Annotated in this window: 25 protein-coding genes; 12 read left to right on the top strand and 13 right to left on the bottom strand. The window is 60.1% G+C overall.

Going from position 1 to position 25,654, the window contains the following annotated elements; translation table 11 throughout:
• Positions 1–32: 32 nt before the first annotated feature.
• Positions 33–920 carry a LysR family transcriptional regulator ArgP gene (locus KZJ38_RS26825; RefSeq protein WP_219802952.1) on the bottom strand — a complete coding sequence of 296 codons (888 nt, stop codon included), beginning with the start codon at positions 918–920 and terminating at the stop codon, positions 33–35.
• A gap of 162 nt (positions 921–1,082) precedes the next feature.
• Here KZJ38_RS26825 and KZJ38_RS26830 point away from each other — a divergent pair, with 162 nt between their 5' ends.
• Complete coding sequence (locus KZJ38_RS26830; RefSeq protein WP_219802954.1) at positions 1,083–1,532, top strand: ACT domain-containing protein; 450 nt, start codon at positions 1,083–1,085, stop codon at positions 1,530–1,532.
• A 535-nt stretch (positions 1,533–2,067) separates the two neighbouring features.
• Here the strand turns inward: KZJ38_RS26830 and KZJ38_RS26835 are convergent.
• Positions 2,068–2,757 (bottom strand): alpha/beta hydrolase, encoded by a 690-nt coding sequence (locus tag KZJ38_RS26835; RefSeq protein WP_219802956.1) that lies wholly within the window; start codon positions 2,755–2,757, stop codon positions 2,068–2,070.
• A 733-nt stretch (positions 2,758–3,490) separates the two neighbouring features.
• On the opposite strand from KZJ38_RS26835, the gene flgK reads away from it, so the two are divergent.
• Positions 3,491–5,482: a flagellar hook-associated protein FlgK gene (flgK, locus tag KZJ38_RS26840; RefSeq protein ID WP_219802958.1), complete on the top strand. Its 1,992-nt coding sequence runs from the start codon at positions 3,491–3,493 to the stop codon at positions 5,480–5,482.
• Between the two features lie 9 nt (positions 5,483–5,491).
• Entirely contained in the window at positions 5,492–5,803 is a 312-nt protein-coding gene (locus KZJ38_RS26845; protein WP_219802960.1) for a flagellin N-terminal helical domain-containing protein, read from the top strand.
• A gap of 100 nt (positions 5,804–5,903) precedes the next feature.
• Here the strand turns inward: KZJ38_RS26845 and KZJ38_RS26850 are convergent, their stop codons facing one another.
• The 3 genes from KZJ38_RS26850 to KZJ38_RS26860 form a co-directional block, all read right to left on the bottom strand.
• Positions 5,904–6,728, bottom strand: coding sequence for a flagellar hook-basal body complex protein (locus KZJ38_RS26850; protein ID WP_219802962.1), 825 nt, complete (start codon positions 6,726–6,728; stop codon positions 5,904–5,906).
• Positions 6,729–6,790: 62 nt separating this feature from the next.
• Positions 6,791–8,050: a flagellar hook protein FlgE gene (gene flgE, locus KZJ38_RS26855; protein ID WP_219802964.1), complete on the bottom strand. Its 1,260-nt coding sequence runs from the start codon at positions 8,048–8,050 to the stop codon at positions 6,791–6,793.
• Positions 8,051–8,074: 24 nt separating this feature from the next.
• On the bottom strand, positions 8,075–8,812 hold the full coding sequence (locus tag KZJ38_RS26860; RefSeq protein ID WP_425518439.1) for a flagellar hook assembly protein FlgD: 738 nt from the start codon (positions 8,810–8,812) through the stop codon (positions 8,075–8,077).
• 260 nt (positions 8,813–9,072) lie between these two features.
• Here KZJ38_RS26860 and KZJ38_RS37220 point away from each other — a divergent pair, with 260 nt between their 5' ends.
• Positions 9,073–9,360: a hypothetical protein gene (locus KZJ38_RS37220; RefSeq protein ID WP_425518416.1), complete on the top strand. Its 288-nt coding sequence runs from the start codon at positions 9,073–9,075 to the stop codon at positions 9,358–9,360.
• A gap of 47 nt (positions 9,361–9,407) precedes the next feature.
• Here the strand turns inward: KZJ38_RS37220 and KZJ38_RS26870 are convergent, their stop codons facing one another.
• On the bottom strand, positions 9,408–10,931 hold the full coding sequence (locus KZJ38_RS26870) for a xylulokinase (RefSeq protein ID WP_219802968.1): 1,524 nt from the start codon (positions 10,929–10,931) through the stop codon (positions 9,408–9,410).
• A 475-nt stretch (positions 10,932–11,406) separates the two neighbouring features.
• Between KZJ38_RS26870 and KZJ38_RS26875 the strand changes: the two genes are divergently transcribed.
• On the top strand, positions 11,407–11,934 hold the full coding sequence (locus KZJ38_RS26875) for a VOC family protein (RefSeq protein WP_219802970.1): 528 nt from the start codon (positions 11,407–11,409) through the stop codon (positions 11,932–11,934).
• Positions 11,935–12,088: 154 nt separating this feature from the next.
• Here the strand turns inward: KZJ38_RS26875 and KZJ38_RS26880 are convergent, their stop codons facing one another.
• Positions 12,089–12,922 (bottom strand): arylamine N-acetyltransferase family protein, encoded by an 834-nt coding sequence (locus KZJ38_RS26880; protein ID WP_219802972.1) that lies wholly within the window; start codon positions 12,920–12,922, stop codon positions 12,089–12,091.
• A gap of 395 nt (positions 12,923–13,317) precedes the next feature.
• Between KZJ38_RS26880 and KZJ38_RS26885 the strand changes: the two genes are divergently transcribed.
• Both KZJ38_RS26885 and KZJ38_RS26890 read left to right on the top strand, forming a co-directional pair.
• Positions 13,318–13,935: a nitroreductase family protein gene (locus tag KZJ38_RS26885; protein ID WP_219803652.1), complete on the top strand. Its 618-nt coding sequence runs from the start codon at positions 13,318–13,320 to the stop codon at positions 13,933–13,935.
• Between the two features lie 438 nt (positions 13,936–14,373).
• On the top strand, positions 14,374–14,907 hold the full coding sequence (locus tag KZJ38_RS26890; protein ID WP_219802974.1) for a YkgB family protein: 534 nt from the start codon (positions 14,374–14,376) through the stop codon (positions 14,905–14,907).
• Between the two features lie 54 nt (positions 14,908–14,961).
• On the opposite strand, the gene KZJ38_RS26895 is transcribed toward KZJ38_RS26890, so the two are convergent.
• A complete protein-coding gene (locus KZJ38_RS26895; protein ID WP_219802976.1) occupies positions 14,962–15,645 on the bottom strand; it encodes a hemerythrin domain-containing protein in 684 nt (227 codons plus the stop codon).
• A 274-nt stretch (positions 15,646–15,919) separates the two neighbouring features.
• Here KZJ38_RS26895 and KZJ38_RS26900 point away from each other — a divergent pair, with 274 nt between their 5' ends.
• Both KZJ38_RS26900 and KZJ38_RS26905 read left to right on the top strand, forming a co-directional pair.
• Positions 15,920–16,222 (top strand): VF_A0006 family four-cysteine protein, encoded by a 303-nt coding sequence (locus tag KZJ38_RS26900; RefSeq protein WP_219802978.1) that lies wholly within the window; start codon positions 15,920–15,922, stop codon positions 16,220–16,222.
• A 121-nt stretch (positions 16,223–16,343) separates the two neighbouring features.
• Positions 16,344–17,150, top strand: a complete 807-nt coding sequence (locus KZJ38_RS26905) for a hypothetical protein (RefSeq protein ID WP_219802979.1) — start codon at positions 16,344–16,346, stop codon at positions 17,148–17,150.
• 162 nt (positions 17,151–17,312) lie between these two features.
• On the opposite strand, the gene KZJ38_RS26910 is transcribed toward KZJ38_RS26905, so the two are convergent.
• The 5 genes from KZJ38_RS26910 to KZJ38_RS26930 all read right to left on the bottom strand — a co-directional run bounded on the left by KZJ38_RS26910 (position 17,313) and on the right by KZJ38_RS26930 (position 22,383).
• Positions 17,313–18,716: a glycerophosphodiester phosphodiesterase family protein gene (locus KZJ38_RS26910; RefSeq protein WP_219802981.1), complete on the bottom strand. Its 1,404-nt coding sequence runs from the start codon at positions 18,714–18,716 to the stop codon at positions 17,313–17,315.
• A 407-nt stretch (positions 18,717–19,123) separates the two neighbouring features.
• Positions 19,124–19,543 (bottom strand): RDD family protein, encoded by a 420-nt coding sequence (locus KZJ38_RS26915; RefSeq protein ID WP_219802983.1) that lies wholly within the window; start codon positions 19,541–19,543, stop codon positions 19,124–19,126.
• 176 nt (positions 19,544–19,719) lie between these two features.
• Positions 19,720–20,463 carry a hypothetical protein gene (locus KZJ38_RS26920; protein ID WP_219802984.1) on the bottom strand — a complete coding sequence of 248 codons (744 nt, stop codon included), beginning with the start codon at positions 20,461–20,463 and terminating at the stop codon, positions 19,720–19,722.
• A gap of 144 nt (positions 20,464–20,607) precedes the next feature.
• Entirely contained in the window at positions 20,608–21,081 is a 474-nt protein-coding gene (locus KZJ38_RS26925; protein ID WP_219802986.1) for a GDP-mannose mannosyl hydrolase, read from the bottom strand.
• A 21-nt stretch (positions 21,082–21,102) separates the two neighbouring features.
• Entirely contained in the window at positions 21,103–22,383 is a 1,281-nt protein-coding gene (locus KZJ38_RS26930; protein ID WP_219802988.1) for a glycosyltransferase WbuB, read from the bottom strand.
• A gap of 247 nt (positions 22,384–22,630) precedes the next feature.
• Between KZJ38_RS26930 and gmd the strand changes: the two genes are divergently transcribed.
• Genes gmd through KZJ38_RS26945 form a run of 3 tightly spaced genes read left to right on the top strand, consistent with a single transcriptional unit; the run spans position 22,631 to position 25,429 of the window.
• On the top strand, positions 22,631–23,743 hold the full coding sequence (gene gmd, locus KZJ38_RS26935) for a GDP-mannose 4,6-dehydratase (RefSeq protein ID WP_219802990.1): 1,113 nt from the start codon (positions 22,631–22,633) through the stop codon (positions 23,741–23,743).
• 10 nt (positions 23,744–23,753) lie between these two features.
• Positions 23,754–24,725 carry a GDP-L-fucose synthase family protein gene (locus tag KZJ38_RS26940; RefSeq protein ID WP_219803653.1) on the top strand — a complete coding sequence of 324 codons (972 nt, stop codon included), beginning with the start codon at positions 23,754–23,756 and terminating at the stop codon, positions 24,723–24,725.
• Entirely contained in the window at positions 24,722–25,429 is a 708-nt protein-coding gene (locus KZJ38_RS26945; protein WP_281425868.1) for a putative colanic acid biosynthesis acetyltransferase, read from the top strand. Before KZJ38_RS26940 ends, KZJ38_RS26945 begins: the two co-directional genes overlap by 4 nt.
• Positions 25,430–25,654: the final 225 nt, after the last annotated feature.

Here is a 25,654-nt window from a genome sequence, read left to right on the forward strand (position 1 = left end):
CGACGATCAAACGAGCGAGCTATCCCCCCGGCTTACTGGCGAAGACTCGCTTTCGCAGCAGCAAGCACGCGCTTGCCGACTTGCTGCAGAACCGTATGATCCATAGTCCACTCGTGCCAGAAGAGCGGCACTGATGCTTTCTTACCGGGAAATATCTCCACCAGCGTGCCGCTATCCAGTAGCGGTCGGGCCTGAAGTTCAGGCACGAATGCGTAGGCGAGGTCTCTGCGTACGCCATCGAGAAGGGTCACCGGCGATGGAATGTCGTGCATCGGCATTTCATCCGCGCCGATTCGAAAGTGCTTCCATACGAATCCGGAGTGAATGAAGTCCTTCGCATTGAAACGGATTGCAGGCGCCTCGCGCAGGGCAAGCTTTATCGGTTTGTCGGCGAAATGGCGCGCGTAGAAGTCGTTGCCCGCCACGCACACGTAATCCATGATGCCAAGACGTCGAGCCGTGCAGCCCTGCAATGGCGCTTCGGCACTGGTAACCACACCGCTGACCGTGCCGTCGGCAAGCAATCGGGCCGTGTGCTCCTGATCCTCCACCAGAACCTGCAGAAGAATGCCGCATTCGCGCGCGATTCGCTCCCATGCGTCGGTAAACCACGTGGCAAGGCTGTCGGAGTTGACCGCGATCGAACATACCGCGCGGCCGGCGCTTCCCGAGGTCAGCGCTGCGTCAAGCCCCTGATCCAGCAACTCAAGCTGACGCGCATAGCGTAGCAATGCCGCACCGGCGCGAGTCGGTCGCGCGGGACGCTGCCGCAGAAGGAGCATTTGGCCCGTCTCTTCTTCCAGCGCTTTGACGCGCTGCGTGATAGCGGACTGCGTAATCGACAGGACCTGTGCCGCTGTGGCGAAGCCACCCGTTTCAAGCACGGCAACGAAGGCTGCCAACTGGGCGCGGTCGAACATGAGCGATCCGGGGAGTGAGCGTGGCGAACGGCGCGGCGTGGTCGCGTCGCGCGAGAGTGCACAGTGTATAAGTAAATTTAATCCGTTTGCACTTTCTCTAATAGTCGTTAACGGCTCGACGCATGAACGGCAAACTTGCGATTCGTTATCACGACTGCTGCCATGAGAGCTCAATCCACCACCAAACCGCTGCCGGGCTCACGAGACCTGCAACATCTGCTCGGTAGCATCACGCCGGTACTCAGTCCGACGCGGTACACATACTGCACCGTCCCGCTTGATGAGGGCGATCCCGTCATAGAATCACAAGCTGTGGCGACTTTTCTCGAGGTAGAGGGCAAGACGCTGGTTGTCGAATTCGAAGCAGCCGTCACTGCCGGGCTCGAAGCAGTCGGGGAATGGGCCATGCTGACCATGAAGGTCCATTCTTCGTTAGATGCAGTTGGTTTTATCGCGGCGATCGCATCGGCCTTGGCGGAGCAGCGCATAAGCGCCAACGTGATGTCCGGCTTTTTTCACGACCACGTGTTTGTGCAATGGTCGAGGCGACATGACGCAATCGCGGTGCTCGAGGCGCTCATTGCCAGATATCGGTCAGTCCCAGGTCGATAGGACGTGTCGTTGACCGGACAGTTTGAAAATCGAAGGCCACATGAAGAACATTGACTATCAACTCCGCCAGTTCGTTGTATTCGCCGCGCGCTGAATCCGCACTCCAAACACCTCGCGGAAACGACGGCGCTGATAGTACATCGACATAAAAAAAACCCGGCGGATATAGCCGGGTAAACAAGGGTAATAGATGTCGCAACGGGACCATTGCGGCACCGGCTAGGATGATAACGGTTTTGCGATAAACGTGTTTTTTCGATTGCACGTATGTAACCGTTAAAATTTAAAAAAAAGAATAATCTGTCGTGACCGGGTCGACGAGAGGACTCCCGGCATCCATGAGCCGCTTGTCCATTTGCTGCGAGACCGCTTTGGAACAATCCTGTGAATTGCCCAGGATTCCTGCCGCGATGCGGCCAGGAACATGAGGGCAGGCGGATGTATCGTCTTCCGGAAACGAGCCACCCGCGATCGATCACTGCCGCTTACCTGGCCTGCTTGCCCCGCCCGCTTACCCGGCCGCTTACCCGCCCGCTTACCCGCCCGCGTTCACCGCCTTAAGGATCGTATCAACAACAACCTTTGGCGCCGTCAAGGTCGGCAGATGGTCAACTGCAGCCGATACAACCGTTGCGTTCATGCGCGCGGACATAAACGCCTGGGTTTCCTTGACGATCATCCGGTCCTGCTCCGCCAGCAAGTACCACGTTGGGACATCTTTCCAGTTCGGGCGGCCGACCGGCGTCGTGATACATGGGATCGCGATCGGACGCTGGGCCGCGGCTACCAGTTCGCGCGTTTCCGGCGTTGCGTTTTGAGCGAACGCGTTCTCGAACGCCTCGTGGGGCAGCCACATCAGTCCGTTGGCATCCGGGGCGAGTTGGGGCGCCTGAGGATGCGGCGTCCCGCGACCGAAAACATCGGCGACGGTTTCACCCTCGTCCGGTGCGAGAGCGGCAACGTAGACCAGCGCCTTCACCTTTTTGCTCTTCGCCTCGCCAATGACCGCGCCTGCGTAAGCGTGGCCGACCAGAACCGTAGGACCGTCTACACGTGCCAGCACGCGTTCGACCGCAGCGACGTCGTCGGCGAACGTGGTGAGCGGAAGCGGTGCGGCGACGACGTTAAGCCCGGTCGACTTCAACGACCAGACGACACTGCCCCAACTCGAGCCATCGGCCCATGCTCCGTGAACCAGAATGACGTTTGAAACTTTGTCAGACATGACTGCTCCATTTGTTACGAGTGAGTCTTTTAAAGCGGTCAGGTTACAACCCGTTCAACGGGTTTCACGTTCCCCGGTTCCACCGGTTCACGTGCCTGGCGCTCATTGCAGGAGGATACGTCGAGAAGGGCGACTAAGTCATCGACTGGATCCACTCTGCGATGGCGCGGCTACCCAATGTCAAACGTATAAATACCGGTTACGTATTTAATAGAGAATCGTTTTTCTTTTGCCATTACATGTAACTAATATAAATAGAAGTAACCGGTTATATGAATTTAACAGGAAAAAATACAGTACAAAAATATAAGTAGAGCGGTTTTTGGTTTCTTTTCCTGGATTTGACTCGGACAACGAATGACTACGATAAGCGTCACTTGAGCGCTCTACGGCAAGGGTAAATCTATCGGTGTTAACCGTATTGAAAGTAACCGTTAAAAGCTAAATGGCTTTGCGGTCGAGCATGTCTTGACATGATGAATTGACCGCTTCGTAAGCCGGGACGATTTCTGGTTTTCTCCCGTTGCGGGCAGGGCGGGCATAGATGTCGCCGCATAGATGGTCACGTCATCGTTTGCGAGAGAAGCAGCCGCAATGTATTCGAGGTGCCTATGTCGGCTATCTCGACGAGTCACAAGAAATGTGGAATTCGTAGATTGTCGACGAGCCGTGAGCATGTATCGCTTGTCCACGCAACGGACGGTCGTCACCCCCGCCTTTTTCCGGAGCACGCATGTCATCGAATCTTTTCGGCATTGGCCTGAGCGGACTGAATGCAGCCCAGCTCAGCATGTCAACGATAAGCAATAACATCAGTAACGCATCTACGCCTGGTTATGATCGCGAGCTTGCGCTGCTTGCCGAGTCCCATGGCATGGCGACGAGTTCCGGTTTTATGGGCAGCGGCGTCACCATGGTGACGATTCAGCGTCAGTTCAACCAGACGCTGCAGACCGAGCTGAACAATGCGCAATCGCAAAGCTCATCGTTAAGCTCGTATTCGCAGCTAATCTCGAGTCTCAGCAATCAGATCGGTGACCCGACGAGCGGAATTGGCGCGGATATCACCGCGTTTTTCAATAGCATGCAGCAGCTTTCGGGTTCTCCCGACGATGGGCCGACCCGGCAATCGGCCATCAATAGCGCGCAGGTTCTGGCGGATGCGATTCGCTCGATGGGACAGCAGATTGACCAGATGCGTCAGGGCGTCAATACGACGCTGTCGAGCACGGTGACGCAGGTCAACAACCTGACGAAGCAGATCGCGCAGCTCAATGCGCAGATTGCCGCAGCCGGCTCAAGCGGACAGCCCCCGAACCAGTTGCTCGACGCGCGCGACCAGGCCGTTTCGCAGTTGTCGCAACTGGTGGGCGTGAATGTTCAGCAGGCCAGCGACGGCACCGATTCGATTACGCTGGCGAACGGAATGTCGCTGGTACAAGGCAACCAGAGCTATCAGCTCGGGACGACGCCGTCGCCGAATGATCCATCCGAACTTGCGATTACCTATCAGCAGCCGGATTCGACAAAGCCCGGTTCGTTCGTTACGACCGTGCTGCCCGATTCGGCCATTTCCGGCGGATCGCTCGGTGGCACGCTCCAGTTTCGAAGCCAGACGCTCGATCCGGCCGCACGGCAACTCGGTGCGCTCGCAACCAGTTTCGCAGCGCAGGTCAACGCGCAAAACGAACTCGGTGTCGATCAGAATGGTAAAGCGGGCGGGCCGCTATTCAAGGTCGGTGACCCGAACGTCATCGCAAACGCAAAGAATACCGGCAATGCGACCGTGTCCGCGACGCTCACTGACCCGTCCTCTCCGCCCGCCGACGATCTCAAACTGACGTTCGACGGCACCAATTACACCCTTACCGACACGGCGACGGGCAAAGTGCTCGGAACCTCGACGACGCCGCCTGACGCAAACAACCCGATCGGTGGCGTTGCGATCACGATCAACGGCACGATGTCCGCCGGCGATTCCTTCACCATCCAGCCGACCGAAGGCGCGCTCGACAGTTTCGGACTCGCGACAACCGATGGTGCCGATATCGCCGCGACGTCGCCGGCGATCGCGTCAGCCGGCAGTTCGAACACGGGCACCGGGAAGATCTCGGTCAACGCGGCGAGTTCCGGCTTCAGTCTCACGTCCTCGATGACGCTGAAATATGACGCGTCGACTGGCACGCTTTCCGGTTTTCCACCGGGCACGCAGGTGACATTCGGAGATCCGCCGCAGACCATTACGATCAACGCGTCGACCGACACTGTGCCGTACGACCCAAAGAACGGCGACACCTACACCATCAACAGCACGGCTACTCCGCCGGTGTCGCCAAATGGCATTTCGTTCTCGCTGTCCGGCACGCCTGCCGATGGCGACACATTCACGATCGGACCGAACACCGATGGAACGGACGACGGCAGCAATGCCACAGCGATGTCCAATATCGGCAACAGCACCGCGTTTAACGGCACGACCTTGACGAACGGATACGCGGAGTTCGTCAACAACATCGGAAATACGGCGAGCAATCTGCAATCGATGTCGCAGGCGCAGAGCAGCACGCTCTCGCAGATCCAGGCGCAACAGCAGTCGGTGTCCGGTGTGAACCTCGATGAGGAAGCGACGAACCTGCTGCAGTACCAGCAGCTTTACCAGGCGAACAGCAAGGTGATCCAGACCGCGCAATCGCTTTTCGACACGATCTTGCAGGCAATCAGCTAAGGATCGGCCATGCGAATTTCCACACAATCGACCTACGAGAACACTATCCAGAATATGGATAACCAGCAGTCGATGCTTGCGCGTCTGGAGCAGCAGGCGTCGACGGATATTCGCGTCGCGACAGCCGGAGACGATCCGCTGGGGGCCGCGCAAGCCGTGCAACTGTCAGCCCAGGATTCGGCGCTTGCGCAATTCGCGTCGAATCAGAACACCGCGACAAGCCTGCTGCAGACCGAAGGTTCGACGCCAGGCAGCGTGACGAGCACGCTGCAATCCAACGAAAACTTCCCGACCTCACTTGGCGCCTCTCATAGGGGCTGAGGTAGCGCGATGCACGCAGCGGCCCCTTGAACGTACATTCTTGTAGAGGCGTGACAGCCGGTCGGGCCGCGCCTCCCCGCGTTGTAACGGCAAAGGTTGTTCAATGTTTCGTCGATGATCTGCTGCGTTTCGATCGTTTGTGTGTTCGCTTGGCTGTCGCGCCGCGCGCTGCCGGACCGGCAAGCGAGCCGGGCAAGCCGACATTCGACGATTCGATCGCGTTGCCCCAAATGGAACCAAGGTTCGACGTACCCGGCACGCCGACCCGCGCGTCGCCCGATTCGCTTGTCTGCGCGAACTGATTGCGGCCGAGGTGCTGCAGGTTGTGCGGGTTCGCGAAATTCGCGAGCAATACCTGACCAAGCGCCACCTTGCGGCCATCGCTGTACGTACCCGTGATTGTCCCGTCACCGCCGATCGAGTAACTCGCCAACCGTGACGCTCCAAAGCCGTCCTGCGTCGGCGCGGACCTAACGGTGCTACTGCCGCCGGAATGACCCGAGGCATGGCTGCCGAGTTGGGTGGTACGACTCAGGTCGAGCGTGACAATCTGGGGCGAGGCGCAGACGGTATTCGGAATCGCCAATCTGAATTTCCCCATCGGTGTGATCGTGTTGCCGTCCGGGTCGGCGGTCGAAGCAAGTCTGCCAGACGAGTCGAACGTCATGCTGCCAAGGTCGGTGGGCGCGATGCCCGACGGACCTGCGAATACTCGCCATTTCCCCGGATTCTGATTTTTCACAAAGTACACACTGACTGTCGTTTGTCTGCCGAGCGAATCGAACGTTTGACCCGACGTAACGAAGTTAAAGCTGGTACTGTCCTTATAATCGAACGGTTTAGTGGTTAGCTTTGTCGCCGCGACGGCTGGCTTGAGCGCGTCCTCCGCGCCCGTCATCGCTGCATCGACTGGTCGGTCATGCATGGCTTGCTCGTATCCTTTCGGGGGCCGGCGTACAGCATTGCCGGCTGCCCGTGGGTGCTGCGTTAAAGGTTGATCAGCGTCTGGTCGATCGTCTGCTGTGTCTTGATTGTTTGGGCGTTCGCCTGATAGTCGCGCTGTGCGGTGATCAGATCAACAAGCGAACCCGTCAAATCCACGTTCGACGTTTCAACCTGGCCGCCTGCGACAGAGCCGAGGTTCGAAGAGCCCGGTACGCCAACCTCGGGTTCGCCCGACTCGCTCGTCTGTGCGAACTGGTTGTTGCCAAGATTTTGCAGTCCGTTCGGGTTCGTGAAGTTGGCGAGCAGCACCTGACCAAGCGTCGCGGTTCGACCGTCGCTGTAGGTGCCCGTGATTGTGCCGTCGTCGCCGATCGAAAAATTCGCGAGTTGCGAAGTGCTGAAACCGTCCTGCGACGGCGCTGAGGTAACCGTGCTGCCCGCACTGCCTCCACCGAATTGTGTCGTACTGCTCAGGTCGATCGTAATCGTCTGGTTCGCGGCGCCGTCCGTATTGGAGATACCTAGCGAAAATTGTCCGGTAGTGGAGGACGGGTTGCCGGATGAATCTACCGAAGACGTCAATTTGCCGGACGAGTCGAACGTCATACTGCCCATAGCTACCGGCGTCGTACCGGCAGGGCCGCCAGACACGTCCCATTGGCCGGGGTTGTTCGGGTCTTTTACAAAATACAGATTGATCGTGGTCGGCGTGCCAAGCGAGTCGAACGTCTGGATTGACGTGGTGAAATTGAAGCTCGACGTGTCCTGGGGGTTCACGGGCGTAGTCGTAGGCGTTGTCGCCCCTGAATCGAGATTGATGCCAAACGTTGCTTTTGTCGTTGCCACCGGCGGCAGCAGGCTCGAATTCGGGATCTGAATCGGCACGATCTGGCCTTTGTTCAGCTGACCTTGCGAATTGGCCAGAAATCCCATCAATTTGTTGCCTTCGGCGTCGACAATAAAACCATTCTTGTCAGGCACGAACTGGCCGTTACGTGAGTACGTCACCGTGCCATTCGGATTTTGCATCTCGAAGAAGCCATTGCCGTTAATGGCCATGTTCGTCGGGATGTCGGTCGTCGTCGTTTGCCCTTGCGAGAAATCCTGCTGCACGCCGGCAAGACGCGTACCGATACCGATCTGATTATTCACCGCGGTCGCGATCGAGTTCGCGTACAGGTCGGCGAATACCGCCGAGCTCTGTTTGAAACCGACCGTTTGTGCGTTGGCGATGTTGTTGCCGACCACGTCGAGGTCATTCGATGCGGCCGCCAGGCCGCTCAAAGCTGATTGGTAACTCATGTTGCGCTCCGTGTGGATAAGACATCAAAGGAAACCAGATACGCCGCCGTTAAGCGAGACCGTCGAGTCGTCCTCCAGAGTGAGGCCCGGCGTGCCATCCGCCTGTGTGACGACACCAATGACCAACTTGCCCGTGAGCGGAGTCGGGGCATTGCTGCCGACCGCGGCTCCGCCGACGTCTTGCGCGACGAACGAATAGGTGCCGATGGGAAGTGATTTTTTGTTTTGATCGACCGGGTTCAAGCTGGGAACCGGGACGACGCCGGCGGGCTCCGGACCGAGATCGAGGGTATTAACCACCGTTCCGTCCGAGTTTTTGATCTGAATCTGAAGGTCCTTTGCAGCGGCCGGCAGCTTGATGCCGAATGCCGACGCTGCGACCGTGGTTTCGTCCTTGGTACCGTCCGATTTAAGGGGGTTGTCGATTCTGAACGTGCCGTCGCCGGGCACGAGCACATCGCGTCCAATCAAAGACGCGGCCTGACCTGCTTCGCTTGCCGAGAGTTGGGTGGACAGCGAGCCGAGCGACTGGTTGAGCTGCGCGATACCGCTCACGGTGTCGATCTGCGCAAGCTGCGACGTCATTTGCGAGCTGTCCATAGGCGAGGTCGGATCCTGATTTTGCAACTGCGTGATAAGCAGTTTCAGGAAGGTTTGTTGCAGATCGCTCGCCGACGTACTTCCGTTCGGGCCCATGGTATCGGGCGGCGACTGCGTCGAGTTTGTTCCATTGCTGCCGATTGGCGTGGTGCCGCTCAAGATGTTCTCCTCAGGTAACCGTCGGGGTGTGAAGTTGCTTCTGGAGGGTGTTCGTCAATGACATTGCTGTTCGATCTCCTTGATTCGCGCTTTAGTGGCATTGCGCTGACGATGTGATTCCAGATGCCATGGTCCGCATCTTAAGAGCGCGACTAAAGGTCAAATCAACGAACAGGCAGGAAAGTTTTGGTTAATTCGTTTTTGTTTAAAAAAACCGGCTTTCAAATCTTTACTAAATGGATTTAGTTAGTGTTTGTTAAGGAATGGAAACTAAAAAACACCGCTATTTAATGAATAAGATGGAGTATGTAACTCGTAAAACGAAATTTAAGGGTTATGGTGAGGATTCAATCAATGTGGATCGGGAGTCAGTACTGGCGCATCCGGAGCGCGTGAGCGCGCTGATCTCGCAGAACGGCAATGCGTATGAGGAAGGGCGCGGCGATGCGTGGGACCCGATTCGCGTATTGGGCGGATTCAAGGGAAGCGAACCGCGCGGTTGTGCGCGACGTTGCGCAGCGGACAAAAGGAGGACGCGCCGGCGGTGTTGACAGGATGGGTGCTCGCGCAGATGCGATGTGCGAGCGAATTTCGCCTGCTACTCGAGCGGATCCTCTTCCGGAAACGACGTGATGGTGGTCGCAACATGCTGGAAATGCTTGAGGCGACGATGCAGAAACGCTGCGCGCTGAGGGTCCGGCGCGACGATACGTTCCTGATAACCGCGGTCTCCTCGCGCGCTTAGGCGCGTCTCTGCTTCGTTCCAGCCGAGTACGCGTGCAGCAAGCCGCGCTACGCCGACAGCAGCCAGATAGTCCGCATTCGGTTTCACATGTAGCGTCTTGCCGAATGCATTGGCCATTGCCTGCGTGAAGATCGTGTTGCGCGTGGCGCCGCCGATTGCCGTCATCTCTCCGCCAGGCGACACGCCTAACAGGTCGCCACACCATCGCAGCGATTGCGCGAGTCCTTCCAATATCGAACGCAGCATCTGCGAGCGAGTCGTCTGCGATGAAATGCCGATAAAGGCGCCGTGCGCCGAGAGAGTGTGAACAGGGCAACGCTCGGGGGAAATGAACGGCACGAACGTCGGACCGTTGGACTGGTCCAGGCTTTGACCGGCTTCGGCTTCGAGCAGATCGAAGTACCGCTCGGGATCCACGCCCGGTTGATGGCCGATCAGTGTCAATGCCCACGCAAGCACGTTGCCGGCGTTGAGAACCGGCGCGATTCGGATAAGTGCGTCCGGCTCCCACGAGCTGAGCGTGAACACCGTGTCCGCAACCGGACGCTGCGGCCCGGCCGCGTCAACCAGTTGCGCGACCCAGCCGGTCGTTCCGACATAGACGTACGGACGGTGCGTCCCGCTGACACCGGCACCCAGCGCCGTTGCCGCCGCATCGCCGACGCCGCACAACACGGGCGTCCCGGAACGGAACCCCGTTGCAAGCGCGGCTTCATCGTGCACGCCGCCGACGATGGCGTCGGCCGCGCTGAGCTCCGGCATCAGCGCGGCCGCAAAACCGAAGCTATCGAGCAGCGCGTCGTGCCAGACGCGTTCGCGCGTGACGAGCAAGCCGGTGGTCGACGCAGTCGTCCAGTCGCACACCGATCTGCCGCAAAGCCGGTGGACCAGGTAATCCTTTGCGCCGAAAAGCACGCGACGTGTTCGCGCTAACCGTTCGAGCTCGTGCTCGCGCAGAAACATCAATTTGGGCAGCAATGATCCCGCGGTAACCGGATTGCCGACAGATGCCTGTAGCGCCGCTTTGCCGAACCGTTGATTGACGGCATCGCTCTCTTTGGAAGCGCGCATGTCGGAGTAGAGCATGGCTCGGCCAACCGGCGCGTCTTCCAGGTCAAGCGCGATCAGGTTCTGCATTTGCCCCGTCATCGCGATCATCTGGATTGACGCAGGGTCGATACCAAGGCGCCACCATGTCTGTGCGACACCGGTAAAAAGCCGATACCACTGGTCCGGATCCTGCTCGACGGCACCGTCGTTGCCCGACCACGTGTCGATCGCCTCGGTCAATGGGTGGAGCAAGGTGCCGTCGCGGCTCACCAGTACGGCTTTCAGGGACGTCGTCCCCACGTCGAAGGTCGCAACGAACAAATTCATAGGCAATAGCTTTGGCAAAATGGCGCGTGCGTAAGCACACGGATGGGTTCATCGTGCGTAACAGCTCTGTTCGATTGCCTATTCCATCGCTAGTGAACTTTCCTTCATCGCACGAGTTACCTTCAAACGGCGCTTTTGTCGACGCTACAAGCCGCGTTTCCCCACGAGGTTGATTCGCATCATTAAATGATCCTGCATACGCAGACCACTTGCTGCAAAACCAGGGTGTGTAAGCGAGTCTGGCTCAAATGCAGCCCTTGGCGTTGCTCGACAGCGCACTTGGCCCGGGGGCGCGGAAACGGGTGAACGCGCGTACCTACCCGGGTTCGTCTGCTATGTAGTCCCTTCGCGAATCGGATCATGGGTTCCGTTGGCCGTCCAATAATCAAATTGCTTGATCCGCCGCCGGACGACTGGGCTGGACGAAACGGGCGCGGCGCCATCAGGGGTTTCAGGCATCCGAGGAGGAGCACACATGGCTGGCTATTCGAATGTAATCAAGGGTATGCATCACAGCGCGTACCGCTGCAAGGATTCGGAGCAAACGCGGCAATTCTATGAAGATCTGCTCGGATTGCGGCTCGCGCTGGCGATGGAGCTAACGGCGACCGCGACCGGCCGCCCCGTCAAAGCACTGCACACGTTTTTCGAAATGGGGGACCACTCGTTTCTGGCGTTTTTTGAACTCGTTGGCGAAGAGCGCGAAGGCATGTTCGACTCCAAGTCCGATTTCGATCTGCATATCGCGCTAGAACTCCCGGATGTGCAGACCCAGATGGCATTCCTCGATAAGGCGCTCTCCGCCGGCATCGAAGTGCGAGGCCCATCGATGCATGGTGTCGCCCAGTCGATCTATCTGCGAGATCCCAATGGCTATGTGATCGAGTTGACGGCCAAGCTGGAGCGTTACGACGAGGTCATGTCGCAGCATCTGCATCATGCCCGCGCAGTGCTCGATCAATGGCAACGGACGAAGTTCGAGGCGCCGGTGCAAGGCGGATAGCAGATAATAATCCGGCGTGGTTCGATCGCAGCTCGGTCTCGCGGCTTGGTCTATGAGCAGCGTCATGGACCAAACGAAACGGCTGGCCGTCAGTCGTTCTTAGCAAAGAGCGTTCATCGATGCTGTCGATGAAGGTCATGCGAAGTAGCGGCAGTTATCTTCGTACGCGGTTTGCGCGTGCAGGGCGTGCAAGGCAGCGCGCAAGCGCATCATCGAGCGACGCCCCCGCTTCCGGAAGCGAAATCCCGAATGAATCCCGCAGCACGGCTCGCAACTCGCCGACATCCTTTAGATGGGTGTGCGCGGGCTCGGGCGTGTACGTGCTGAACTCGCCGTTGAACAACGAATAGCGGGCCCCGCGGACAGCGCGCGAGGCAAGCAGGTTATTGACGAATAGCGAATCCGGATGGAAATTCACATAGAAATTGCCTAGCGTGTCGTCCGCGCTGAGCTGGGGGACCAGGTCGAACTGGTAGACGGGTGCCCATTTATCGCCGAGCTCCGCCAGCAGCAAGAAGCCCCCTTCCTCCAGCGTATCGATGCGGAACCGTTCGTGCGGGGTCTGCTGGGCGTCCCGCACGTCGAGGCGCAGCGGAGCCGTTAGCGTGACGGTGCCGAAGCCGACATCGGCGATCCAGCGTTCCTGATCGATCTCCACCAGAGTCAGCGTGTGCAGCCGTGCCGGCGGTACCGCATTACTCCATACGACCCGCGCTCCCAGTGCTCGGGTCTTGAAGCCAAGCGCATCGAGTACTGCCTTGAAAACGGTGTTGTGCTCGAAACAGTATCCGCCTCGCCCCGCGCCGACCAGCTTGCTCTGCGAAGCATCCAGATCGATCAGAACCTCCTGGCCGAGTATCACCGACAGATTTTCGAACGGGATCGCGTCCGGATGGAGCGCGTGCAATGCGCGAAGCGTTTCGAGCGTGGCCGTGCGGGGACCGGTATATCCGATCCGCGCGAAATAGGCGTCGAGATTGATCGTCATGGAGGCTTTCCGTCCAATTCATGTGAGAGTGCGAGAACTGAGCGGCTGAGTTTGAACCTTCGATGACTCAAATATAAGAATCAAGATTCCCGATTTTTGTGTACACCAAGAAAGAAGAAAATTAGTCGTTGGCGGCAAAGGTCGTGCTTTTAGCCATCGCGCGTTTGATGAAATTTCAATACGAATTGAAATTTATGTTGAGTAACTTTTATTCCGGTGCAATTGGTATAAAAGTTATATACATGAAATAAGTTTTATTCTTTTCAATCGTAAATAGATACTCGTTGGCCCGGGCGGCGATTCGCTGCCCGCCCACTTATGAAAAGAGTCAAAGCGCTTGTCTATTTGAATCTTTCTACTTACATCAAGGAATGTTCGTGAAAAACGAAATCAGCATGACGAACGCCGTCATCGAATGCGTTCTGAGCCCCAACGCGGTCACGTACTACGACCCGGACTTCGCACTGAGCGACGATCAGATCGTCCGGCTGGTGGAAATCGCCACCACCGCACCGTCATCGTTCCACTTGCAGAACTGGCGGTTCATCGCGGTACGCACACCGAAAGCCAAAGCCCGACTCAGGCCGATTGCCTGGAACCAGCCCGCGATCACCGAGGCTGCCGTTACCTTTATCGTCTGCGGTCAGCTGGTCGATACCAGCGTACTGCCGGAGCGACTGGCTCCGCTGGTGAACGCGGGCGTTATGTCGCCAACGGCGGCGGTGGAATGGGAAAGTGACGCACGTAATTTCTATATGGCGCACCCGCAGCGTCGGCGCGACGAGGCGATACGCACCGCTACCCTGGGCGCTGCCGCAATCACTTATGCAGCCCGCGCGTTAGGCCTGCGGTCGACGCCGATGACCGGCTTCGATGCCGATGCCGTGCATCGCGAGTTCGGACTGGCTGAAGAAGAAGTGCCGGTCATGCTGGTGACCATAGGCGCCGAACGCGAGGGGAACTGGGCACAGAAGCCGCGCCACCCGCAGCGCGAGGTTCCGGAATTCGTATAGGCGCGTGCGGCGGCAATGACCGCGCGGAATTAGCGCAAGACTGTCCGGGGCCTCTGTCCCGAGGCCCTCAAATGAAGGTCCGCGCCATTTCGCGGCCGAATCCCTTTGACCAGCGGCAACACACCAGCTGGAAGCAACGGTGCACGATCAACAACGCCCCACCCGACACGACGGGCCCAAACGCGGGCGCGTCGGCTTTCCTTTGACTTGCCTCATCGTCCGCGCCGCTTCCCGGTCGAGCGCGGTACCCGCCGCTTGATACTTTTAGTCAATTTCCCGAGCCGGTTGACTATTACCATCGCGATTCCTGACGGACATACTGCTCCCACTGACGAGGCGAACCGGTGAAACGAGCTTTCAATGGTTCGCATACAAGTCCTTGCGCTTCCAGGCCGCCGTTGGCGCCGGAGCGTTCACCGTTCCAACATGGAGGGAATCATGAATCTGCTTGTCAATGTACTGGGCCGTTCCGGTCTTCTGAAGCGTGACCTCGACTACCACCTGCTGCGCGCCGCGATGGTGGTTATTTTTGCGTGGTTCGGCTACGACAAATGGTTTGATGCCGAGATCACAGGGCTCGTCCCGCTGATCACCCACGGCCCGCTTATCTTCTGGATGATTCCGGTGCTGGGCGTGGGAGGCACGAGCATTTTGCTTGGAACCGCGGAATGGACCTTTGGCTCGTTGCTGCTGCTGGGCTACTGGAACAAGAAGTTGGGGGTGCTCGGCGCGCTCGGTTCTACGTTCAGCTTCATTGCGACGTTCTCGATTTTTCCATTTGCTCCTGGCGCATGGGAGTCTGCTGCGGGTGGGTTTCCCGCCATGACAATCGTTTCGGCCTTCCTTTTGAAGGATCTTGTTTTGCTGGTGGTCTCGATCTATCTGCTCAAGCAAGACGTCGCCCGAGTGATTGAGGCCCAGACATTTGCCGATCGGCGAAACACCGTCGGCTCCGCAAAACTGGCCGCGTAAGGGTGTGAGGAGCGCGCCCCAGGCTCACCTTGAGTGGAGGGCCTGGCATTCCATTCATCGCTCTAGCGAGCGTTTGATCGCGATGTGAATGTCAGGCCCATGTATGCGCTCGGCGTAGGACATGTACCCCTGTAGCGCCTGTTGTTCGAAAGGGGACAAGGGCGTTTCCGGTGCGCTTTCAAGCTTCGCGCAAGTGATCATGCCCACCGCCAGTATCAGGTCTTCCTGCGAGAAGTGCTCGCGTCCCGCATCGGCCATCCGCTCCCACTCGTCAGCCGAAATATGCCGCTCGATCACCGGCAAGGCTCTCGATTCCTCCAGTGACATATGGTCGAACAGCGCTGGGAGTAACTGCTCGATCGATTGCGCTAGAACCGAACTTTGTTGAGAGGCGGCGCTGCTACGCCACGCTCGCAGCTGATCGTCGACCTGGTCGAGGATCTGCGCGAGGCGGGAGTGGTGACCCTCCATCAGAAGAGTTATTTCCGCGACTTCCTCCGTCCCGCGGTTCTTCAGCCTCGGCCACAGGAACTTGTCCTCGAGCGTGTGGTGCTCATGCAGGAAGGCGCACAGGAACTGGATGTGATCGGCCACGACGTCTGTCCGTTCCCGATCATTCGACTTAACGCTGGCGATCAGTGGCGGGACAGCATCAAACTGCTGCCTGAACATGGCATGGACTTCAAGCATCCTTCGCGTATCGGCAAAGGGTCCTTCAGGGATGCGTTCTCTGCTCATGGTTTCGCTCAGTTCATGGAGCGCTCATGCGAGCACTCACAGGTCGGGTGTCTGGATGCGACTCGTAGACGGAACCAACGTCCACGCGAGCGCGCAGCAGTGCCGTCTCGGGCCATGCTAACTGAGGGCTTAGGCAAGCGACGCGTTCCCTTTTCAGGCGCTTCGTCTGGCGACCGGGCGCTTCGCTTTGCAGACGAGCGGATCACGAGAAGCTATCGGGTGCGGCGTGTTACGATTTCCCCGCCCGTTGTTTTCGCGGTTCTTTCGCACAATCATGCGTAAACTTGCCTATCTGCTTCTCCCGGTGACGCTCGTCACGCCGCTTTCAGCTCTGGCATTTGTTAACGACAATCCTGACTACAATCAATGCATCATGCATTCGTTGGCAAATAGTCAAAGCAGCTTCGCGGCTCGCGCGATTAGCGACTCGTGCGACGCACTCTACAGAAATGGCGAACTGCTTTTGCCGCGCGAGAGGGCGTATCACGTGTGTGTGCTGCAAAATCTGCAGAGCGTAAGAGGGGCATTTGCGGTCAACGAGATATTGCATGCATGCCGGCGTCAGAATCAGATGTAGAGCAGGCAGCTTGACGATTGCAGCGTCGAGTCGCTGATCGCCTGCCCGTAAGAAAGCGGCCCCATGCCTGGTACAGGGCAATCGACAGCCCGGCACTATACTGCGATGCATGGAGGTGTCTATGACCGATCAAGACAGGCTGCATCCGTTACGTCCGCTTCTGAAAAACTGGATCTGGGAGCATGGTCGTATTGGGACCCGATATCTGGATTGCGTCGATGGCGAGATCCGGTTCGACGAAGGCAAGAAATCGCGTTTCGCCGCTGAGGAATATATATACGTACCCCTTGATAAAGAACCTGTAGACCATGCCGCGTCGGCGGATGCGCCCGCGATCCAGGAAGCAGGGCTTGCGAGATTCTTGCGAGCTGCGCAGTTGGGCACGCCTGAGGACGCCGGTTCGGTCGCCGAGGTTCAGCGCGCCGTGCAGGACTGTCTCGAACTCGGCCTGTTCAGCGCCTATCAACGGGAGGCTCGCGAGGCCTTGGCGCGCTACGCGCAGGAGCCGATGTTCGACGACGAGATCAGGGCCGCGGTGGTCGACGACATCCGGCGCACTTACGTCGGCATGCGGGAGCAACTGGCGCTATACGATTTCAGCGTGCTTTATGGCTTGTCCGCACCGCTGCTGATCAGCGAAACGCCGTTTATCGACTGGCGCGTGCGCACGAGTCCCGCCCTTCCATTTGTATCGCTTCCGCTTGGACCTTATTGCCTGCTGGTAGGCGCATCGTCGGGCAGAAAAAGCCGGATCGGTCCGGTGGTCTGGAAAGCGGTCACTGCGTTGGGCCCGTTGAAGGACCACAACCGCCAGATCATGGAGCACGCGCGTCTATGGCTGGTGGCGACCACGGATGACCAGCTCATCGCCGCACAAAACCGTCTTGCCGCGGCGAAGGGCACCGAGCATAAGGACGCGAAACCCTGATTGAAGCCGCGCGAACAATCGGGCTACGTCGTGCCGGCTGCGTCGTGTCGCGCTTGACGGCCTGATGGGCCTGGCGGCCTGATGGGCCTGGCGGCCTGATGGCTAAACCGGCCGGCATGCCCAGGCAGACATGCCGGCCGTCAGGCAGATCGAACCCGCGGTTTAGCGGCCCGTTTCCTTCAGGTACTGCGTGCGCGCGGCGACAGCCGTGTTCGAGAAGTCGGAGAACACGCCGTCGATGCCGGCACGGAAGGCGTCGAGATATTCGCCGACCGGGTCACCCTTGTACTTGCCGGGCAGGTAGCGCGCTTCGTTGCGGAACGTGTATGCGTGAACGAACAGGCCGGCCTTGTGCGCGTTGGCGATCAGGCTGGTCGGCTCGACCGAGTTCACGTCGCCAAGCGCCGGCGCGAACGGCGTGCCGTCAGCGTTCTTGTCCTTCCACGGCGTGACCTTCCACGCGAACACTTGCGGCTTCCACGGACCGATGCCGTCCGCATAGGTCTTGATTTCGGCGAGGCCAGCCGGTGTGAGCAGGTCGCCGAACCAGCGCGGGTCGCCGTTGATGGTCCAGCTATACGGCCGGCCGTCGACGAACGCGTAGTCGTCGCTGGTCTGGTAGATCATCTCGCCCGTCTGGTAGTTGACGGCGTTGCCGTCGATCAACTGCACCATGCGCGCCTGCACGCCTTGCGCGCGCATGTATTTCAGGCTCTCCGGATCGAAACTCTGCACGAAGATCGGCGCAGTGCGGGAGTTGAGGTTGTTGTCGTTGAGGAACTTGACGATCGCGTCTTCGAACGGACGCGTGCCGGCCGCGCCGCAGCCGTTGGCAATTGCCTGCTGGTTGTTCCAGTACGGGTTCTTCGCTTCCGGATAGATCGTGAAGGTCTTGCCTGTGGCGATCGACTTCGCGCGCGCGAGGTCGTAGACCTCCTGCATCGTCAGGACCGGGAACTGGCCGTTCAGCGCGGTCGGGCGCACGTCCTTCGCGTCGAACGTGGTGCCGCGAATCCACTGCTTGAGCTCGGCCACCGTGAAGTCGGTGATCGACCAGTCGTTGGTATGGTCCTCGCCGTCCACGATCAGCGATTTCAACACCGATTTCGGATCGGCCGGGTCGGTCAGATCGCTCAGGTATGTCGAAGGGCCGGTGGTCGACGTGGTGGTCCACTTGACCGCCACGCGCACGCCCGGCACCGTCCGCTTGCGCGAAGCGACGTCGGTGTTGGTCTTCGCGACGTCGGCGACGTTCGTGTTATCGCTGAGCCACGGGTTGTGACGCACGACGAGCACGCAATCCTTGCTCAGGTGCAGGTCTTCCTCGAGCGAGTCGGCGCCGGCGTCGGCCGCGCCTTCGTACGAGACCTGCGTTTCCTCCGGATAGAGGCCGGGCAAGCCGCGATGGCCGATCACGAGCGGCGGGTTGCCGTCGAGCGTGCTCAGCGCGCTGGGTGTCGAGGTGGTGGGCGCGGAGGAGTTGTCATCGCCTCCGCATGCGCTCAGGGCCACGCTGCCTAACAGCGCGACCAGCAGGCACGAGATGCCGGTTCGGGAAAGTCTCATGGAGTGGTTTTTCTTCATTGGATGAGGCGGTTATTGAGCCGGCAACGCGCGAACAGGTACGCGCCGCCGATCGCCGGGGGAACGACGGGTGGGCTGCGGTAAAGATTGAAAGGCAGGCGTGTCGGGCGGCACGCTTTGCTGACATTTCATGTTTTACAGTTTTAAAAATGTAAAACACGCAGTTTGCATTTGTAATGTGACAGCTATTTGCTGGCTGGAGGCGGGCGTGCCCAGATGAAGAAAAACGGACGCTGCCGGGAAGGAAGGCCGGCTGGGGATATGTTTCGACTTACTTTCAGGATCACCGCCGGCAGGCTGCCGGGCGGCTTTTCGAGCGGCGCCGATGCTTTCGTTTTTATTTTTCTGTTGTCGGGCAAGGCGCCGCCTGCCGGCCTTGACGGCCCGCTTCAGGCCAGGCCGTCGATCACCACGGTATTGGCCAGCCGGTCATGCAAGGCCTGCTTCCTCGAATTGAACAGCACCCAGAGGAAGCCTGCCCCACAGATTGCGAAAGTCAGCAGATAGCCGAGCGTGCGTAGCATGGCCTGCTTCACGGTCATGGGCCGCCCCGTGTCCGCGTCCACAATGCGTATCCGCGTCGCGCGCTTTCCCGGCGACGTGCCCCAGACAGCCCACATGACGCCGGTCACGACGATCGGAATGCATTGAGCCAATCCGGCCCAGACGAGCAGGGACGTGCCAGGATCGCTCGCGGTCAGCAGGTCGTCGAGCGAAGGTCCGAGCGGGACGAACAGAACGATGACCGTCCACCATATCGAATCGATGAAAAGCGCGCGAGCGCGCTTTGTCCAGGTAGCGTAATGCATCAGCGGGTGGCCATAAGCAAATTTCGGTAGTTACAGACGAATCGCTGACGATTGTGCCAACTATTTGCTTCGGATGTGTGGCGATGAAGACTTCCTCGAAGGACCGGATCGCGATGGTGCTTTTGTGGATCCCTAATCGATTTACAAAAAGACGGGATGTTCGTACCGTGCGGCCGCTACGTCTGTTTCGAACGCCCATCGACCAGACGGTCGCGCATCGCGCGCCAGATACGCGGCACGACTCTAAGCCCCGCGGTCATGCCGGGATCGTGGTAATGCACGATCAGGGTGCGGCGTTCGCCGCGCTCCACATGCAGGTTCGCATGCCGCGTGACGAAGCCGTTGAACGCATAGACGTTGCCCGGCACGCACACGATCCGGTCGCAGCGCTGGTGCGAGAGATCGCGCTGCGTCTGGGCGCGACGCATGGCGAGCGGCAGACGGCGCAGCGCGATCATCCAGGCCTTGGCCATCACATTGGTCGCGGCCGACAGCATGTGGCGCGGCTGCCGATACACGATCAGATCGCCGTTTTCCCCGCTGCCGTGTGCGGACCGTAGCGGAACTAGCAGCGTCAGGATATGCGAGTCGTAGTGCCGCAAATGGCTCTGCGCGGGCAGCGTGCAGTTGATGCAACGCAGTACGCAAAGCGGTTCGCCATCCACCTTGAGTCCTTTCTGTACGGCCCAACGTTGCGAGGTGGCGCGCGCCTGCTGTTCGACGCGCAGGAACTCGCCGCGCTGCCGAAGCAGCTCGACGACGCGCGCGGTGGTCTGCGTCGCGCGCCGGCCGTCGGCCGGTTGCCAGCTGTCGCGCGTTTCGTCGATGGTCGCATTGATCTCGTCGAGCAGGGCGCGCGGCACGACGTTCTCATACTGGCGTACGCCAGGTGGCACGATATGGGTGTCGTCCTCAAGCATCTCTGGAGACTCCACGAAGGCCGCTTGCCACGTGCGGCTGATCGGGATGAAGGCCGTCGCGCGGCCGGGGCGCGTTGCGAACGGCTTACGGCATATACACAGTTCGCCGCGTGCGGCGAGTGGTCCGGCTTGCGGATCGCGAGGTTACGCGATGACCTTCGTCAGGAAGTAGGCCCGGCTATTCTCGTGGACGGATTCATCGAGCGCGATATCGTCGGCGTTCGCCCAGCGGTAATCCGAGTGCTGATCGAGCGGCAGATGGGACAGGCGCTGCGGCACGCGGTAGCGATAGCCGAGCACGACGTAGTGGGTCGAAATGCCGTCCTTGCCGCTGAAGTTATCGTCGTAGAAGTGTTCGTAGACGCCGATCAGTTCGGCGTCGGCGCGATCCGCGCGATGCAGGCCCAGCTCTTCGAGCATGAGGCGCGTGAACGCCTCGTCGAGACGTTCGTTCTTGCGCACGCGGCCGCCGGGAACGAACCACACGCCTTGCGCGGGCCGGTTGACGCGGCGTCCGAGCAGATAGCGGTCCTGGTCGTCATGAAGGATCAGGTCGAGCGCAATCAGCGGCGTGTGTGCGACGACATTCAGAAATTCGGTATTGCCAAGCTTTGCCATGGGACATCCTCAAGCAGTCGATCAGAGGTCTCGCTCGCGCAGCCCGAGTGCACTGTCCGCTGCTTCGACATCGGTGCAGCGCGCGCGCAGCGTCGACTCGAACTCGCCGAGCACGCTGTCGCGCGAGAGCGCGGCGAGCGCATAGTCGCGGCCCGCGCGGCCGAGCCGCTCGCGCCGCGCCGGATCGGCCGAGAGGGCCACGATCGCCGCCACCAGTGGCTCGAGTGCTTCGGGCGGCACAACGACACCGCGCGGCGCAACCGTACCGAACAGCTCAGTGCCTTCGTGCGCCATCGCGATCACGGGGCGGCCGCTCGCGAGCATGCCGGTCAGCTTGGACGGCATCACGAGGTCGGCCGCGTCGGCGCGCTGCGGCAGCAGGTGAATGTCGGCGAAGTTGAGCAGTTCGTTGAGCTTGTCCATCGGCTGCAACGGGATAAAGCGTGTGTTCGGCAGATCGCCGCAGACGGCGTTCAGGTTGTCTCGTGCCGGTCCCTGGCCGCAAAACACAAACACGATATCGCTGCGCCCCGCGAGCGCGACCGCGGCGGACCCGAGCACCTCGAGTCCCTGCTTGGCGCCCATGTTGCCCGAGTACAGCACGACGGTCGCATCGGCGGGGATGTTGAGTTCCACCCGCAGAGGGATCTTTGCACCGGCCTGCGCGTCGAGCGGATGAATGGCCGACGTATCGACCCAGTTCGCGAAGTGAACGACCTTGCTGCGCGGCACGCCTTTATGCAACGCATGCTCGATCATCTTGGCCGAGATGGTCGAGACGGTATCGAAACGGCGCAGCAGATTGCGTTCGATGGCGAGCGCCATGCGCTTGCGCCAATCGCCCTTGAGCACGCCGAGCTTGAACGCCGCATCGACCTCGTAGTCCTGCACATGAAGCCATGCATGCGCACCGCTCAAGCGCGCGACGAGCCAGCCGGCCGGCGCGTTAAGCAGGCTCGGCGCAATACTGAGCACGGCATTGGGCCGCCAGAAGACATGGCGTAGCAGAACGGGGAAGCTCGACAGCGCGAAGCTCGCGAGATGCACGATGCGGCGCGCGCCCTTGGGCTTGGCCGGCACCCAGAGCGGGGCGCGCCAGATCTGCACGCCGTCACTTCGCTCTTTGGCATAGCGAACCGATGAGAATCCGGGCGAGACCCGCCAGGCGGGATAGTAGGGCGGTGCGCAGACCACGCGCACATCATGGCCGGCAGCGACGAGCGACGCGGCCATGTCGGCGGTATAGCGGCCGATGCCTGTGAGCTCCGGTGCGTAGTTGATGCCGTAGACAAGAATCTTCATCGGGCCTCACGATGTGTCGACGCAAGACGCATTGCGTGTGGAGCGCATCTTGCCCGCGCTGCAACATCGAGACCCGCCAGGATATCGCCGTGCGCCGCCAATTGCGGCGCTCATTTTTATAGGCAGTTTTACGACGCCAAACTACCGTTTCTATCCGCCAAGAAATTAAAGTCGCTTGCGTTGTGTTTCGTCGAGGCGCTTTACTCCTGCTACGCATCCCCCTTTTTTCATTAGCGAGATTTCCTCCATGTCGAAGACCGCGTTGATCACGGGTATCACGGGCCAGGATGGTTCGTACCTGGCAGAGTTCCTCCTTGCAAAGGGTTATACCGTTCACGGCATCAAGCGGCGTACTTCGCTGTTCAATACGGAGCGTATCGATCACCTCTACCATGCGCCGCAGGAGAAGGATCGCCGTTTTATCCTGCATCATGGCGACATGACGGATTCGTCGAACCTGATCCGCATCGTGCGGGACGTGCAGCCGGACGAGATCTATAACCTCGCGGCGCAGAGCCACGTGGCCGTGTCGTTCGAGGAGCCCGAGTACACGGGGAATGCCGACGGCCTCGGCACGCTGCGTATTCTGGAAGCGATCCGTCTGCACGGACTCGCCAGAAAGACGCGTTTCTACCAGGCGTCGACCTCCGAGCTGTACGGCAAGGTCCAGGAAATTCCGCAAAAGGAAACCACGCCGTTCTATCCGCGCAGCCCTTATGCGGTCGCGAAGATGTACGCGTACTGGATGACGGTCAACTACCGCGAAGCCTATGGCATGTACGCATGCAACGGCATCCTGTTCAACCACGAATCGCCGCTGCGCGGCGAGACCTTCGTGACGCGCAAGATCACGCGCGCGCTGGCCCGCATCTCGCTTGGCCTGCAGGACAAGCTCTATCTCGGCAATCTCGATTCGCTGCGCGACTGGGGCCATGCGCGCGACTACGTCGAGATGCAATGGATGATGCTGCAGCAGGACCACGCTGAAGACTTCGTGATCGCGACCGGCAAGCAGCACAGCGTGCGCGAGTTCGTCGATCTCGCGGCGCGCCACGTCGGCATCGAAATCCGCTGGGAAGGCAAGGGCGACGACGAACGCGGCATCGTGGCGGACGTCACGCTCGATCCGCGCGTGAAGGTCGGCGATGTGATCGTCGAAGTCGATCCGCGCTACTACCGCCCGACCGAAGTCGAGACGCTGCTCGGCGATCCGACCAAGGCAAAGGAAAAGCTCGGCTGGGAGCCGCGTACGACCTTCGAACAACTCGTGCGCGAAATGATGGTCAGCGACCTGACCGAAGCCCGCAAGGACTCGCTCGTGCATCAGCACGGCTTCCCGGTCTACGAACGCCAGGAGTAAGGACGTGATCATTTCCAAACGCAAGCGCGTCTTCGTCGCGGGACACCGCGGCATGGTCGGCTCGGCGATCGTGCGGCGGCTCGAGGCCGACGGCAACGTCGACGTGGTCAAGCGCAGCTCGAAGGAGCTCGATCTGACGAACCAGTCGGCGGTGCGCGACTTCTTCAGCTCGCAGCGCATCGACGTCGTGTATCTGGCCGCGGCGCGTGTCGGCGGCATTCACGCGAACGATACCTATCCGGGTCAGTTCATCTACCGCAACCTGATGATCGAATCGAACGTGATTCACCAGGCCGCGCAGACCGGTATCGAGCACCTGTTGTTTCTCGGTTCCTCGTGCATCTATCCGAAGCACGCGCCGCAGCCGATCGTCGAAGAGGCGCTGCTGACCGGCCCGCTCGAGGAAACCAACGAGCCGTACGCGCTCGCGAAGATCGCGGGCATCAAGCTGTGCGAGTCGTATAACCGTCAGTACAAGGTCGACTACCGCAGCCTGATGCCGACCAATCTGTACGGGCCCGGCGACAACTACCATCCGGTCAACAGCCACGTGATTCCCGCGCTGATCCGCCGCTTCCATGAGGCGAAGGAAAGCGGTGCGCCGAGCACGGTGCTGTGGGGCACGGGGCAGGTACGCCGCGAGTTCCTGCATGTCGACGATCTCGCATCGGCCTGCGTGCTGACGATGAACGTGCCGAAGAGCGTCTACTACTCGGTCGCTGCGCCGCGCTGTTCACATCTGAACGTCGGCTCGTCGACCGACGTGACCGTGCTCGAGATCGCGCAGATGGTTGCGCGCGTGGTCGGCTACACGGGCCGCATCGAGCACGATCTGACCAAGCCGGACGGTACGCCGCGCAAGCTCATGAGCAGCGAGAAGCTGGCCTCGCTGGGCTGGGAGCCGCGCATCGGTCTCGAAGAGGGACTGCGTGGCGCGTACGAGGACTTTCTCGAGTCCGAGGCACTGGCCGTCGCGCAATGAGCAGCCGGCAGGGACAGGCGATGGAAAGCGGCGGCGAGGTGTCTCATGGGCACGCGTTTCGCGGCGCGCCGACCACGGGCCCTAGGCAGCCCACGCCGCCCATGCCGCATCCGCCCGCGGGCCCCGAGGCCGAGTCGGCCACGGAGCCCGGCCGCTATCTGAACCTTGCCCTGTTCAAGGTGCCGGCCGGCTTTCGCGGCCGGCCGGGCTGGTATGTACAGCTCTGGTGGGTCGTGCAGGCATTGCTGTTCCGGACCTCGCCGCAAATCGCTTACGGCTGGCGGCGCATGCTGCTGCGTTGCTTCGGCGCGCAGGTCGGCGTCGGTGCCATCATCCGGCCGACGGTGCAAGTTACCTATCCGTGGAAAGTCACGATCGGCGATCACGCGTGGATCGGTGACGACGTCACGCTCTATTCGCTCGGGCCGATCGATATCGGCGCCCATTCGGTCGTTTCGCAGAAGTCGTATATCTGCGCGGGCGACCACGACTACGAAACCGTCGATTTCGCGATTCGCGGACGGCCCGTGCGGATTGGCACGCAGGTCTGGATCGCGTCGGACGTGTTTGTCGCGCCGGGCGTGACGATCGAAGACGGCGTCGTCGTCGGCGCGCGCAGCACCGTGGTGCGTTCGCTGGAAAAAGGCTTTGTCTACGTGGGCAACCCCGCGCGAGCGGTGAAGCCGCGCAACGCGAGCGTGTGAAGCGTGTGAAATACGACGCGCGGCGGTGCGGCTGCAACGGCGACCGCAACCGCCGCGCGCTCACACTCACACTGTCGTTTCTGCATGACGTTCAGGTGGCGCAAGTTGCACAAGTGGCGCAACTGGCACTGCACCGACGAACCCGATAACTCCCCGCTGCCCCCGCTAATGCCGGTCACCGACCAGGACGACCGGCATCCCACCCACGTCACGCGATTCATCCCT

The organism is Paraburkholderia edwinii (assembly GCF_019428685.1).
GTDB lineage: Bacteria > Pseudomonadota > Gammaproteobacteria > Burkholderiales > Burkholderiaceae > Paraburkholderia > Paraburkholderia edwinii.